Source organism: SAR86 cluster bacterium (assembly GCA_023703575.1).
Lineage (GTDB): Bacteria > Pseudomonadota > Gammaproteobacteria > Magnimaribacterales > Magnimaribacteraceae > Magnimaribacter.
In genome coordinates this window covers 31,169-45,350 of the sequence record CP097969.1, presented here as the reverse complement: position 1 = coordinate 45,350, position 14,182 = coordinate 31,169, and the positions used below count along the sequence as shown (strand labels likewise).

Genomic DNA, 14,182 nt, shown 5'->3' with positions numbered 1-14,182 from the left:
TTATTATAGGGAATTCTTTTTATAAATTTCCGCAAAAATTGAGAAAGACATGAGAGTCTTTCAATATAAATTTAGTAGTCAATTTTGTCTTCAACTGCTTTTCCATCTTTTGGAATAAGGGCTGATCTTATGAATGAAGCAACTTCGACTCCATCTTGGTTCTTACCAATTGTTTTGACAGTAACTATTCCTTCATCTGGTCTTGATTTAGACTCTCTTTTTTCAATAACTTCAGATTCAGCATAAAGGGTATCGCCCACATAAAGGGGATGAATCATTTTAATATCTGTCCAGCCCAAGTTAGCTACTGTTTTTTGACTGACATCACTCACGCTCATTCCTACCATCAAAGCAACTGTAAAAGGACTGACTACCAAGGTCTTGCCAAACTCTGTACCCTTTCCATACTCATCATCAATGTGTAAAGGATGTTGATTCATTGTTAAAAGAGTAAACCAAATATTATCTGATTGGGTAATTGTTCTACCGGGTCTATGCTCATAGATATCTCCAACAACAAATTCTTCATAATATCTACCAAACGATTCCCTATAGCGGCCTGGTGATATTTCCTTCATTTTTTTTACCATAATATTTTTAGTCTATATTCTTTGGATCAATGCCTACAAGTCTTAATCTTTTTTCCATAGATAATATTATAGGTTGATCAATCATCCTGCCATTAAAAGCCATGACAGCAGATGAAGATTTTTTAAAAGCTTTTATGATTTCCTTAGCCTCATATATTTCTCTCTCATCCGGTAGAAAAGAACTCTTGATAACATCAAGTTGATTGGGGTGTATGGCTGCTTTTCCATTAAAGCCTAGTGCTTTGGATTTTTTGCTTTCTTCCTGCAACTTATCCAGGTTATCAATATCCATAAATGGACTGTCAATGGAAAATAGGTTATTGATTGCTGATTCTAGTACTATTTTTGATCTTGCATGCAAAAGAGAGTCCCAGTCCATAGTAGAACCCAGGCTAGCACTAAGATCAGCACCACCTAATGCCAAACCTTTAACTTTTTTATCTTTAGCTATTAGAGAGATATTATTTATTGCATTTGGGGTTTCTAATAATGCAATAATGTTGATCTCAGGCAGATTGTCTAGCAAAGAGCAGTCTTCAATTTTTGGAAGCATAAAGGCACTCACTGAAAGATCAGTGCTTGAAAGTAATTTTATATCCTCTTGACCAAACTTATCATCAACTGGGTTAACTCTTATTATTAACTCGCCGATATGACTATTTTTTTTAAGGTGAGAATATAGATCTTCCCTTGCCTGATCTTTTTGATTCTCTGATATAGAGTCCTCTAGATCTATAATGATGCTATCAGTACCTTTTTGAAAAGTTTTCTCAATCCAATCAAGTTTGTTGGCAGGAATAAAGAGCGGAGAGATAGGGAATTTGTTCAATTTCAGGGGGAGAGATTTTAATTTCTTTCCTTTTCAATGAGAAAATCTACAACATCAAACAACTCATCCGTACGAACAGACCTGGATGCAGAGACTTTATACTTTCCATTTACCACAAGTGACGGCACTCCAGTAACCTTCCAATCTTTCATTTTTTTATCTGCCTGATCAACCGCGTTCCTTACCCCAAAAGAGGTAGAAACTGCTTTGTAGCGATCTTTCTCCACATCGAATCCTCTAAAGTAATACTCAAGCTCAGTATTACCTGTAAGCATTCTTCCTTCATTCTGAATAGTATTGAAGGCAGCTGGAACAAACTGTTGTTCAATGCCTAGAGCTTTAGCCGTGTAATAAATTCTTGCATGAGTTTTCAACATGTCATTCCAAGTGGCAGGAGATTTTATGAAAGTTACATCAAGAGGCATTTCTCTTTTCCATCTTGCTATGTAGGGCTCGAGAGCATAGCAATGATTACATCCAAACCAGAATACTTCTGTTACTTCTATTTTGGATGGATCCCGAACTTTTGTAGGATTATCTAACAGTTCATAGTGCACTCCTGCTTTAAACCTCTCTCCACTGCCAGACTCGTAAGTTGCTTGATCATCATTAGAGCAACTTAGTAAAGCAATTAAGAGGGAAAAAAGAAGAAACTGGTTACGAAACATTTTATTAGTATAAACCATGGACAAAACTAGATAATGCATCTATCTCATCATCATCTAACTTATAAGCAATCGCAGCCATAATTTTTGAAGGATCTTGATTAATTCTTGCTCCTGATCTGTAATCTTTTAACGCCTTGGCTACATATTCGGGCTGCTGCCCACTTAGTAAAGGGTAAGCAGCAGGTGCATTTCCTAAACCTTTAGGGGAATGACAGGCTGAACAAGCGGGGACCCCTTTTTCAAGGTTGCCTGCGTAATATAATTTTCTTCCTAGCTCTACTTTATCCTCGTCTACCGTACCCACCGTGTTAACATTTGATTCATAAAAAGCGGCAATATCTTGAAGATCAGAATCGTCTAGGTTATCCAATAGTCCAATCATAGAAGCAATTTCTCTTTCGCCTGTCTTTACTAATCTAAGCTGCTTCAAAAGATAATTTTGATTCTGCCCTGCCAAAGAAGGCCAGATACCTACAAGGCTATTGCCATCTAGTCCATGACAACCTGCACAGACTGCGACTTTATCCTTTCCAGCATTAGGATCTCCAGCTCCAAAGAGCAGAATTGCTGTAGTTGTAATTATTAAATTTTTTAATCTCATCTAAGGATTTATCTTTAAATATGATGTGGCGCGCCGACATTATATACTAAGGAATCTGGCGATACTAAATTAAAAACCCCTATGGATAAGACATATTTTAATAACGCAAAATTCATTGGTAGTTATCCCAATACAGAAGATCTTCCAGCAGATCAAGGGTCCGAAATTGCATTTTGTGGACGGTCTAATTGTGGGAAATCCAGCATACTAAATGCACTCACCAATAATAAAAAACTGGCAAAAACTAGTAAAACACCAGGCAGGACTCAGTCAATAAATGTTTTTGAGATCAGATCAAACTCTGAATTTAAGATTATAGATTTACCTGGTTACGGATATGCAAAAGTATCTAAAAAAATGAGGGCTTCTTGGGGTCAAGAAATAGAAAGATATCTAATGACCAGAAAATGTCTCAGTGCACTATGCATCATAATGGATATAAGGCATCCACTTAAAGAGGATGATGAAAGCCTGATAGATTGGTGCGAAAGTAAAGATCTTCCGATGATCTTATTACTAAATAAAGCAGATAAATTATCAAAGAGTCAGATTGCCCAGACTGTATCAAAAGCCACTAAAGACTTAAATAAATTATCAACCAAACATTTTATAATTCCAGTTTCTGCAACTAAGAAGACAGGAATAAACCTTCTTCTTGAAAAAATTAATGAGATGAATTAAAAAAAGCTCCGAACATTTGGGGTTGCTCGAAGCTTTATGGAAGTCAGGATTAATTATTCCAATATCTTTAAGACACGAAAAATTTATTAAAGTTCAAATTTTTTAATTTTTTTTTTAACTTCTTTATAGGTAAAATTAGAAAAAGGAAATTGATATCAGCAAAACAAGATCACAAATCGTCAAGAAATTTAGTTCCCTCCTAACATTAGGCGCAAACAAGAGAACTAAAATAAAAACCAATGCAAGACTTGTAGAGTCCTTTAAGGAGACTCAAGAAATTATTACCGATCGAGGTGTCCTGAAGTTTAGAATTGACTCACCAGGATCAGTGCCTCAAGATCCCGGATCCAATAGAAGTGAGCCTGAAACATTTGAGTGGATTAGAACTACATTAAAAGATCAAGAAGTTTTATGGGACATAGGGGCTAATATAGGCGTTTTCAGTCTTTATGCCGCTTTAGAAAAAAAAAATAAAGTCTTATCCCTAGAACCCTCTGCAGAGTCATATGCTACTTTGAATGCCAATATAAGATTGAATGGATTAGAAGAATATATACAAGCTCTTTGCTTTGCAGGAAGTAAAACAACTAATTTACTGAATCTATTCATGAAAGATACGAGTGCAGGCGCATCGCACAATAGTATCGGATCAAGTTCGAATCAATTTGGAGAGTTTGACGTCAATGGATTCCAATCTGTAATCGCAATTAAACTAGACGATCTTAATCGAATTGATGGAGTTCCTTCCCCAAATCATATAAAACTTGATGTTGATGGCAAAGAACTTGAAATACTGGAAGGCGCTGCGAATATTTTGTCTGAAATCAATAGTATCCTAGTTGAAATGGAAGGCATCAATCTTGATGAAAATCTTGAGAAGATAGAAAATATCTTTTCTATGGCGGGACTTGAAGAAGAATTAAGTTGGAGAAATAAAGGCTCCAGAAGAAACAGACTTTACTTGAGAAAATATTCTAATGAGTGAAGAGAAAGATCCAATAATCCTTGTAGACGGCTCTTCATATTTATACCGAGCTTATCATGCACTGCCACCTCTAACGACAAGTAAAAATCAACCTACTGGTGCGATTAAGGGCGTTATAAGCATGATAAAAAGAGTGCTTATAGATCATCCTGATAGTCCATTAGCAGTGGTGTTTGATGCAAAAGGAAAAACTTTTAGGCATGACATGTACTCTGAATACAAAGCAAATAGGCCTCCTATGCCGGAGGATTTAGTCCAACAAATTGAACCAATTCATCGCATCATTTCGTTGATGGGCATAAAGCTTATTATGATTCCGGGTGTGGAGGCTGATGATGTTATTGGAACACTCGCCGAACAAGCAAGACAAAAAAAATTGAATACTGTGATTTCTACCGGTGACAAAGATATGACTCAACTGGTCTGTGACAATGTGAGCGTTGTAAACACAATGTCAGGTGAATTGCTTGATGAAAATGGCGTAATGAATAAATTTGGAGTTGGACCAGAGCTCATAACTGACTACTTGGCACTTATAGGGGATAAGTCTGATAATGTTCCTGGAGTTGATAAGGTTGGACCAAAAACTGCGGTTAAATGGCTTAATGAATATAAGAATATTGAAGGTATAAAAAAGAATGCTGAATCTATAGGCGGTAAGGTTGGAGAGAATCTTAGGTCTTCTATAGAGACCCTTGATCTGGCTCACGAGTTAGTAAAAATAAAAACAGATGTACCTTTAGAAATAACTATAGAAGATCTAGCAGTTTCAGAATCCGATGCAGAACAACTTTCTGAAGTTTATAAAGAGTTAGAATTTAATTCTTGGCTACAAGAAGTCCCTGAAAAAATCGTTAAAACAGAGGTCAATTCTTCATATGTTTGTATCTCAACTGAGAAATCCTTAAAAGAATTAATAAAAAAAGCTTCGAAGGCTAAAACCATTGCTCTTGATACTGAAACAACTGGGTTAGACTATATGGATACTGAGTTAGTTGGCATATCTTTAAGTTATCAAGCAGGTGAAGCTTACTATATTCCACTAAATCATGACGATGATTCAGTAGATCAACTAGCTTTGGATATTGTTCTTAAAGAGTTAAGACCTCTTCTTGAAAGTTCTTCAAATAAGATCATAGGTCAAAATATAAAGTTTGATAAGAATGTTTTAGCAAAGTATGGAGTTGATATTGCTTCGATAAAAAATGACACCATGATGATGAGCTATGTTTTGGATGCTTCAGCGACGAGACATAATCTAGATGCTTTGTCTTCCTATTATCTAAATTATAAAACCTCTACTTTTGAAGATGTAGCTGGCAAAGGTGTAAAGCAAATTACCTTCGATAAGGTCCCTATTGAGGCAGCTACAAATTATGCGGCAGAGGATGCAGATATAACTCTGCGACTGTACGAAGAATTAAATCCTAGATTAGAAGGCGAGACCTCTCTAAATAAACTCAATGATGAAATAGAGATTCCCTTGATAGAAGTATTATCCGAAATGGAACAAAACGGCGCTATATTAAATTCAAAGATTCTTAACTCTCAATCTAAAGATCTAGAAGGTAGAATAAAGAAGTTAGAAGAAAAGGCTTATCAAATAGCAGGTGAGGAATTCAATCTCGGCTCCACTAAACAACTCAGAGAAATATTCTTTGAAAAATTAAAGTACAGAATCATAAAGAAAACACCCGGAGGTCAACCATCAACAGACGAAAAGGTGCTTGCTGAACTTGCTGAGGAATATGAATTGCCCAAGGTTCTCTTGGAACACAGAACATTAAGCAAACTTAAATCAACTTATACCGATAAGCTACCTAATCAGGTATCTCTGTCCACCGGTAAAGTGCATACATCATTTCATCAAGCTGTAACTACAACTGGGAGATTATCTTCATCAGATCCTAATTTACAAAATATTCCAATAAGAACAGAAGATGGAAGGCGAATCAGGCAGGCCTTTGAACCCTCAAAAGGTAATAAGTTTATATCAGCTGACTATTCTCAAATAGAGCTTCGTGTGATGGCTCACATGTCGAAAGATGAAGGACTTCTAGAAGCCTTCCGAGAAGGACAGGATGTTCATAGCAAGACCGCAAGTGAAGTATTTGATGTCGGTATCAAAGACGTAACATCAGATCTTCGCAGAAATGCTAAAGCAATCAATTTTGGTTTAATCTATGGGATATCTGCTTTTGGTCTAGGAAAACAGCTAGGTATTTCTAGAAATTTAGCCGCCGAGTATATGGCGATGTACTTTGAAAAATACCCAGATGTTAAGAAATATATGGAATCAACTAAAGAATTTGCCAGTCAGAATGGTTATGTAGAAACATTGTTTGGTAGAAGACTTTACCTAAGAGATATTAATGCAACCAATGCAATGCGACGACAAGCTTCAGAACGGGCAGCTATAAATGCACCCGTGCAAGGAACTGCTGCAGACATAATGAAAATAGCCATGATAAATATGCATAAGGCTATAAAAACACAAAAAAGTAAGGCAAAACTAATTCTTCAAGTTCATGATGAACTAATATTAGACACTCCAAAAGATGAAATAGATAAGATCGTAAGTCTAGTAACGGATTCTATGATGGGAGCAGCAAATCTGGATGTCCCACTAGAAATAGATATTGGAATTGGAGATAACTGGGATCAGGCGCATTGATAGAACTAATTACCAAAAATCCAAGAAGGACATTCTTGCTTTTTTTAATGGCGTCTGCAGGAATGATTGCAGTAGCCTTATATATGGAGCATTATCTGGGACTGAAGCCCTGCATACTTTGTTACATGCAAAGAGGTTCTGTGATTATAGTTGGTATCCTTGCCGCCTTTGGAATGATAATTAACCCAAAGAAAATCTTGACCTATAAAATTATCCTTTATTCAATTTTTATATCCATTCTTAGTGGCGCATTACTCTCAATTAGACAGCTTTACTTGCAAAGCCTTCCAGCAGATCTGGTCCCGAGCTGCGCACCCGATATGGAGTACCTTTTTGCTACATTACCCTTTTTAGAAATATTAATCTTAGCTTTTACAGGTGATGGAAATTGTGCTGAAATTTTATGGACTTTTATGGGTATCAGCATTCCTGGTTGGGTATTAATTTCACTCAGTTTTTTATTGATTTACTGTGTATTTATCTTTAAAAAGGTAAATGAAATTCATTCTCATAATTAAAATATAATCTATATAATACTCCGCTATTTAAAAAGGATTCTTAATGTCATCAATTCACGAAAATCTAACCGTCGAAGAACTTATTAATGCCGCCCTTGAAAGAGGTGAAGGAGAAATAGCTTCTAATGGTGCGCTGCTTGTAAAAACTGGTAAAAGAACCGGAAGAAGTCCGCTTGATAGATTTATAGTTAAAGATGATACAACGATCAATTCTGTTGATTGGGGACAAGTCAACAAACCATTCGATAGCGAAGCATTTATAAATATTTGGAATAAAGTTGAGGAATACATGAACCAAAGAGATACATTTGTTAGCTCTTTGCATGTTGGTGAGCATCCTGATTACTATGTACCAGTCAAAATCAGGACGGAATGGGCATGGCATAATCTTTTTGGTAAACAAATGTTCATAAGGCCTCAAGAATTTAACCCTGGAGGTAAAGATAACTGGGAGATTATGAGTGCACCTTTATTTGAATGCGATCCAGAAATAGATGGCACCAATAGTGATGGCGTCGTTTTATTAGACTTCACAAGAAAGAAGGTCTTGTTGGCGGGAATGCCTTATGCAGGAGAAATGAAGAAATCTATGTTTGCAGTTCAAAATTTCTTACTACCTGAAAAGGATGTTCTTCCGATGCACTGTGCTTCTAATGTTGGATCTAACGGAGAAGTTTGCTTGTTCTTTGGTTTATCGGGTACCGGAAAAACAACTCTTTCAGCAGATCCAGAAAGGAACTTAATCGGTGATGACGAACATGGATGGGGGCCAGGTACAGTATTCAATTTTGAAGGAGGTTGTTACGCTAAATGCATTAACCTCACCAAAAAAAATGAACCTGTCATTTGGGATGCTATAAAAAGAGGTAGCGTAATGGAAAATGTGGTCATCGATACGGAATCAAAAGATCCAGATTTTTCTGATTCATCCCTAACCGAAAATACTCGAGTTGTTTATCCAAGAGAACACATAGAAAAAAGAGCAGATGAAAATTCAGGTGGAGAACCTAATGCAGTTATATTCCTTACCTGTGATTTATCTGGAGTAATACCTCCCGTTTCAATCTTAAGCAAAGAGGCTGCTGCTTATCACTTTTTAAGCGGGTATACAGCTGCAATTGGATCAACAGAAGTAGGTTCTACAGAGGCGTTCAAGACCACTTTCTCCACTTGCTACGGAGCTCCCTTTTTTCCTAGAGCCGCGGGTGTTTATGCTGACCTTCTAATGAAAAGGATAGAAGAATTTGATAGTAAAGTATATTTAGTCAATACAGGATGGACGGGGGGGCCGTATGGAATAGGTAACCGGTTCGATATACCCGTAACTCGATCAATTATCTCTGCAATTCAATCAGGTGATTTAATTGGTGCTGATACTGAAACCATAGAAGGAATGAATCTAGATGTCCCATTGAGTGTTGAGGGAGTGGATAGCACGCTTCTCAATCCCATAAAAAATTGGAAAGACCCATCATCTTATGCAGAATATGAAAGTAAACTAGTAAATCAATTTAAAGAAAACTTTAAGAAGTTTGACGTATCACAATCTATAGTTGACGCTGGACCAAGGTAAGATCAAATGATCAGATTTTCTTTAGATGAGATAAAGAAATCAAAAGTATCCTCAGAACTCAATTTCATAAATAGGGGCATAGAGAGGGAGAGCCTTAGGGTTGACTCATCTGGAAAAATCTCTCAAACCCCTCATCCATTAGGATTAGGATCAGCTTTAACTAACCCTTATATAACAACTGATTTTTCAGAAGCTTTGCTGGAATTAGTTACCCCGACTTTCAATAGTGCTTCAGAATGTTTGAAATTTCTAAGTGATTTACATATTTTTGTGAATCAAAACCTAGAAGGTGAATCCCTTTGGCCCCTAAGCATGCCTTGTTTCATAGATTCTGAGGACGATATACCTATTGGAAACTACGGGACTTCTAATCAAGGTATGATGAAAACCATTTACAGAAGAGGTTTGTCTAATAGATATGGAAGTATGATGCAGGCTATAGCGGGAATTCATTATAACTTCTCATTTTCAGATAAATTTTTGCAAATTTTTGCTGATATCAATTCCGTTGATTTAAAAAAATTCAAAAATGAGGTTTATTTAGGTATTGCAAGGAACTTCCGAAGATATGGCTGGCTATATCTTCTATTATTTGGATCTTCTCCTATAGCAAACAAGTCTTTTGCAGAAAATAGAAATCATAATATGGATGATCTTAATACTGAAGATTTTTTCAAGCCTCATGCCACTTCTTTAAGAATGGGAGACCTAGGCTATATAAGTCATGCTCAGGATAGCCTCAACATTTCGTACAACTCTATAGATCAATATACCTTAGATCTAAAAAATGCTTTGAAAACTCCCTACGAAGACTATAAAAAACTTGGCGAGTTTAGGGACAACCAAAGAATTCAATTGAATGATTCTATTATTCAAATTGAAAATGAATATTACAGTACGATTAGGCCAAAAAGAGTTTGCCCAACTGGAGAAAGGCCTATAAATGTTTTAAATAATGAAGGAATAGATTATCTTGAACTAAGATGCATAGACCTCAACCCAAAAGCCTTTGTTGGTATATCTGAAGAACAAATATATTTCTTAGATCTATTAATATTGTTTTGCTTACTTTCCGATAGCCCAGATATAACAGAATCTGAGTCAAATGAACTGTTTAAGACTCACAAAACAATCGTAAATGAAGGAAGAAGTTCTGAGGCATCTATTACAACACTTAAAGGTAAAATAGGCATCAGAGAAGAGGCTGTGAGAATACTCGATGGAATGCAAGACATCGCTGAATTCATGAGTAAGGAAGTATCTCAAGGTGATAGTAAGTGGACTGATACTCTTTCTAATCAAAAAGAAGTTATAAATAGTCTTGATAAATCTTTAAGTGGATCCTTGTTAGAAGAGATCCAAACCAATGATATGACCTTACAAGAATACGGAATGAAGATGTCACTTCTTCATAAAGAACATATGGATAGTCTTGCAACAGATGATGAGTACTTTTTCACGACAACCTCTCAGGATTCTCTTGAAGCAGCTAAAAAAATTGAAGAGAGTAATCAAGAAAACTTCGAAGATTATTTAAAAGATTTTTTAAATAAGATTTCTTGACGTTTTTTATTTTAGCGTTAATTTAATCAACTAGATATTTAATAAGGACCATTTTATGAAAGCATTTTTATGTAAAGAGTTCGGACCAGTGGACTCACATCAAGTTGAAGAGATTGATGATCCGATTGCCGGCCCTGGACAGGTGGTTGTTGACATTAAGGCAACAGGAATAAGCTTTCCTGATGTGCTTATAGTTCAAGGTTTGTACCAGTTTAAACCCCCTTTTCCCTTTAGCCCAGGAAGTGAAATTTCAGGTGTTGTATCTTCCGTTGGCGAAGGCGTAACCATGCACAAGGAAGGAGACAGAGTAATGGGCAGCATAGGATCAGGAGGTTTACGAGAAAAAGGGGTTTATCTCGAACAACAATTGATGCCTTTACCAGAAACAATGGACTTCAATACGGCGGCTGGGTTTCCACTTAATTATGGAACTACTTACCATGCTTTCAAACAAAGAGGTGAGCTTAAAGCTGGACAGTCAGTTTTAGTTCTTGGAGCTGGTGGCGGTCTTGGTATTACTGCAATTCATATTGCAAAAGCAATGGGAGCAAAAGTTATTGCCGCAGCTTCTTCTCAAGAGAAAATTGACCTCTGCAAAAAAGAAGGTGCAGATGAAGGAATCATTTATGAAAGGGAAATGGACAGAGATCTTCAAAAGAAATTCTCTGATCAAATCAAAGAAGTAACTGGTGGTGGCGTTGATATGATTTATGATCTTGTAGGCGGGGATTATGCTGAGCCTGCATTGAGAGCGATTGCAAGACATGGAAAATATCTTGTTATAGGTTTCACAGCTGGTATTCCAAAAATGCCTTTGAATCTTACTTTGTTAAAAGAGTGTCAAATAGTTGGTGTTTTCTGGGGTCAGTTTGCGGGAGTAGAATATGCTGAGAACCAACAAAACTTTAAAGAACTATTTGACCTTCATGCGGAGGGAAAAATTAAACCCTTTGTCACTGAGACCTATACACTTGATGAATCAGCAACAGCTATAAAAACTTTAGAAGATAGAAAAGTTCTAGGAAAAGTTGTCGTGTCTATGGAATAAAGGCTTTTGTTAAAAAAAGGGCACTCTAAAAAAACATTTTTTTTTCTATTAGCTTTCTTTTGTCTTCAGCTAATAGCAGTAAGTGATAAAGATGATTTTGTTTATGACCTTTCACTTGCAACTCAAGGAATTTCTGTCTCCCAGTACAACACAGGCGTAAATTACTCAATTGGAAGAGGCATAAATAAAGACGTTGAAAAAGCAGTGTATTGGTACCAACGTGCTAATGAGCAAGGCCATTCTAAAGCTCCATTTAATATAGCAATATTTTATGTAGATGGTATCAATACCGATCCCGATCCTGAGCTTGCATTAGAGTATTTTTTAGTTGCAGAAAAAAGGGGTAATAAGCATGCAAAAGAATTTTTAGATAAGCTTAGAAAAGCTGATAATCTTGATCTAAAAGAGGCTCTTTTAAAATTTTGCTGTCCTGAGCCTTTGAGTCACTCAATGATCTCAAAAAACTAATAGAAGATTCTATATAAAAGCTTATAATCGCGGCTTTCCGAAAGCGATGTCGACTAAAAAACTCAGAAATGTAGCTATTATTGCCCACGTAGATCATGGGAAAACTACCCTGGTTGACAAATTACTTCAGCAGTCAGGAACTCTTGATAGAAAAAATATGGATTCTGAAAGAATTATGGATTCCGATGATCAAGAAAAAGAGAGGGGGATTACTATTCTTGCAAAAAATACTGCTATTGAGTGGAAGGATCACAGAATAAATATAGTAGATACTCCGGGTCATGCTGATTTTGGGGGTGAGGTTGAAAGAGTTCTTTCAATGGTTGATTCTGTTTTGCTACTTGTTGACGCAGTGGATGGGCCAATGCCTCAGACACGATTTGTGACTCAGAAAGCTTTTGACCAAGGGCTTAACCCGATTTTAGTTATAAATAAATTAGACAGACCGGGGGCCAGACCAGACTGGGTCTTAGATCAAGTATTTGATCTATTTGATAGACTGGGTGGCAATGATGATCAGTTAGATTTTCCAGTTATTTATGCCTCAGCCCTTAATGGGATTGCTGGCTTAGATGAAGAAAAGATGTCTGAAGATATGTCTCCTTTGATGGATCTTATTATAGAGAAGGTCAATCCTCCAGAGGTAAACAACGATGGCCCTTTTCAAATGCAGATTAGTGCTCTTGATTACAGCAGCTACGTCGGTGTGATTGGAATTGGCAGAATAAAAAGAGGGAAAATAAAACCTAACGAACAGGTTGCTGTAATAGATTCCAATGATTCAGAGCGAAGAGGCAAAATTTTACAAGTTATGGGCTATAACGGACTTGAAAGAGTTGAAGTGCCTGAAGCGCAAGCAGGAGATATTATTTGTATTACAGGAATAGATAAACTCAATATTTCTGACACTATATGTAGCCCCGAAAAAATTGAGGCTTTGCCACCTCTTAGTGTTGACGAACCTACGGTGAGTATGACCTTTCAAGTAAATAATTCTCCTTTTGCAGGAAGAGAAGGGAAATATATTTCCTCAAGAAACTTGAAAGAACGACTTGAACAAGAGTTAATTCATAATGTCGCTTTAAGAGTGGAACAAGGCGAATCTCCAGATAAATTTAAAGTTTCTGGACGAGGTGAACTGCATCTATCAGTCTTGATAGAAAATATGCGACGCGAAGATTATGAATTAGGTGTTTCCAAGCCAGAAGTTATTCAAAAGGAAGTGAACGGTGAAATACATGAACCTTATGAGCAAATAGTAATTGATATAGAAGATCAGCACCAAGGCGCTGTAATGGAAGAAATGGGACAAAGGAAAGCTGATTTGCAAAACATGGAACCTGATGGAAAAGGAAGAATTAAGTTAGAGTTCTTAGCACCATCAAGGGGAATGATAGGTTTTAGATCAAGTTTTTTAACAATGACCAGTGGTACAGGAATTATGACTAGTGTTTTTGATCATTATGGAAAAGCAAAGGAAGGTGAATTGGCCAAAAGACAGAATGGGGTGCTGGTCTCTATGGCGGCTGGCAAAACGCTTGCTTATTCACTATTTAATTTGCAAGAGAGAGGCAGGATGTTTCTTGGTCATGGAACCGAAGTTTACATAGGTCAAATAGTAGGCCTTCATTCAAGAGATAATGACTTGCCAGTAAATCCTACTAAAGCCAAACAGCTAACCAACATCAGGGCTGCCGGTACGGATGAAAACCTTATTCTTACACCTCATATTGAACACACCTTAGAGCAAGCCTTAGAATTTGTGGAGGACGATGAGCTTGTTGAAGTTACACCAACATCCATCCGCTTAAGGAAAAAAGATATAAGATAATCTTACAAATGAGAATAAGGTTCCTTCTATAAAAAAGGAAGTATCGTCTCCTTTTTTAGAATGCTTTTAACCTTGCTGTTTATGCTAAAATACCCCCCGTGGGTATAAAGAGGCTACTATTTCTAATTCTTGCTGTAAGCAGTGTAGCAGTAG

At 36.7% G+C, this 14,182-nt stretch carries 13 protein-coding genes; 9 read left to right on the top strand and 4 right to left on the bottom strand.

What is annotated here, in order from left to right; all coding sequences use genetic code 11:
• Positions 1–71 precede the first annotated feature (71 nt).
• The 4 genes from M9C83_00240 to M9C83_00225 are packed head-to-tail and all read right to left on the bottom strand — an operon-like array spanning position 72 to position 2,688.
• Positions 72–590 carry a MaoC family dehydratase gene (locus tag M9C83_00240; GenBank protein URQ66664.1) on the bottom strand — a complete coding sequence of 173 codons (519 nt, stop codon included), beginning with the start codon at positions 588–590 and terminating at the stop codon, positions 72–74.
• 7 nt (positions 591–597) lie between these two features.
• Entirely contained in the window at positions 598–1,419 is an 822-nt protein-coding gene (locus M9C83_00235; protein URQ66663.1) for a CoA ester lyase, read from the bottom strand.
• A 17-nt stretch (positions 1,420–1,436) separates the two neighbouring features.
• Positions 1,437–2,126: a thiol:disulfide interchange protein DsbA/DsbL gene (locus M9C83_00230; protein URQ66662.1), complete on the bottom strand. Its 690-nt coding sequence runs from the start codon at positions 2,124–2,126 to the stop codon at positions 1,437–1,439.
• Entirely contained in the window at positions 2,092–2,688 is a 597-nt protein-coding gene (locus M9C83_00225; GenBank protein URQ66661.1) for a c-type cytochrome, read from the bottom strand. The genes M9C83_00230 and M9C83_00225 overlap by 35 nt, the downstream gene beginning before the upstream one ends.
• An 81-nt stretch (positions 2,689–2,769) precedes the next feature.
• Here M9C83_00225 and yihA point away from each other — a divergent pair, with 81 nt between their 5' ends.
• The 9 genes from yihA (at position 2,770) to typA (ending at position 14,029) form a co-directional block, all read left to right on the top strand.
• Complete coding sequence (gene yihA / locus M9C83_00220; protein URQ66660.1) at positions 2,770–3,369, top strand: ribosome biogenesis GTP-binding protein YihA/YsxC; 600 nt, start codon at positions 2,770–2,772, stop codon at positions 3,367–3,369.
• Positions 3,370–3,697: 328 nt separating this feature from the next.
• Complete coding sequence (locus M9C83_00215; GenBank protein URQ66659.1) at positions 3,698–4,354, top strand: FkbM family methyltransferase; 657 nt, start codon at positions 3,698–3,700, stop codon at positions 4,352–4,354.
• Positions 4,347–7,028: a DNA polymerase I gene (gene polA, locus M9C83_00210; GenBank protein URQ66658.1), complete on the top strand. Its 2,682-nt coding sequence runs from the start codon at positions 4,347–4,349 to the stop codon at positions 7,026–7,028. Before M9C83_00215 ends, polA begins: the two co-directional genes overlap by 8 nt.
• A complete protein-coding gene (locus M9C83_00205) occupies positions 7,025–7,546 on the top strand; it encodes a disulfide bond formation protein B (GenBank protein URQ66657.1) in 522 nt (173 codons plus the stop codon). Before polA ends, M9C83_00205 begins: the two co-directional genes overlap by 4 nt.
• Positions 7,547–7,589: 43 nt before the next feature.
• Positions 7,590–9,119 (top strand): phosphoenolpyruvate carboxykinase, encoded by a 1,530-nt coding sequence (locus tag M9C83_00200; protein ID URQ66656.1) that lies wholly within the window; start codon positions 7,590–7,592, stop codon positions 9,117–9,119.
• Positions 9,120–9,125: 6 nt separating this feature from the next.
• A complete protein-coding gene (gshA, locus tag M9C83_00195; GenBank protein URQ66655.1) occupies positions 9,126–10,682 on the top strand; it encodes a glutamate--cysteine ligase in 1,557 nt (518 codons plus the stop codon).
• A 55-nt stretch (positions 10,683–10,737) separates the two neighbouring features.
• Positions 10,738–11,730, top strand: coding sequence for an NADPH:quinone oxidoreductase family protein (locus tag M9C83_00190; protein URQ66654.1), 993 nt, complete (start codon positions 10,738–10,740; stop codon positions 11,728–11,730).
• A gap of 6 nt (positions 11,731–11,736) precedes the next feature.
• The gene (locus M9C83_00185; protein URQ66653.1) at positions 11,737–12,198 is read left to right on the top strand and encodes a sel1 repeat family protein; all 462 of its coding nucleotides are present in this window, start codon (positions 11,737–11,739) and stop codon (positions 12,196–12,198) included.
• A gap of 46 nt (positions 12,199–12,244) precedes the next feature.
• Positions 12,245–14,029 (top strand): translational GTPase TypA, encoded by a 1,785-nt coding sequence (typA, locus tag M9C83_00180; protein URQ66652.1) that lies wholly within the window; start codon positions 12,245–12,247, stop codon positions 14,027–14,029.
• Positions 14,030–14,182: the final 153 nt, after the last annotated feature.

Coding starts and splice junctions, on each gene's coding strand:
- M9C83_00225 (URQ66661.1), bottom strand. CDS start 2,688: ATGAGATTAAAAAATTTAATAATTACAACTACAGCAATTCTGCTCTTT.
- gshA (URQ66655.1), top strand. CDS start 9,126: ATGATCAGATTTTCTTTAGATGAGATAAAGAAATCAAAAGTATCCTCA.
- polA (URQ66658.1), top strand. CDS start 4,347: ATGAGTGAAGAGAAAGATCCAATAATCCTTGTAGACGGCTCTTCATAT.
- yihA (URQ66660.1), top strand. CDS start 2,770: ATGGATAAGACATATTTTAATAACGCAAAATTCATTGGTAGTTATCCC.
- typA (URQ66652.1), top strand. CDS start 12,245: ATGTCGACTAAAAAACTCAGAAATGTAGCTATTATTGCCCACGTAGAT.
- M9C83_00200 (URQ66656.1), top strand. CDS start 7,590: ATGTCATCAATTCACGAAAATCTAACCGTCGAAGAACTTATTAATGCC.
- M9C83_00190 (URQ66654.1), top strand. CDS start 10,738: ATGAAAGCATTTTTATGTAAAGAGTTCGGACCAGTGGACTCACATCAA.
- M9C83_00240 (URQ66664.1), bottom strand. CDS start 590: ATGGTAAAAAAAATGAAGGAAATATCACCAGGCCGCTATAGGGAATCG.
- M9C83_00230 (URQ66662.1), bottom strand. CDS start 2,126: ATGCATTATCTAGTTTTGTCCATGGTTTATACTAATAAAATGTTTCGT.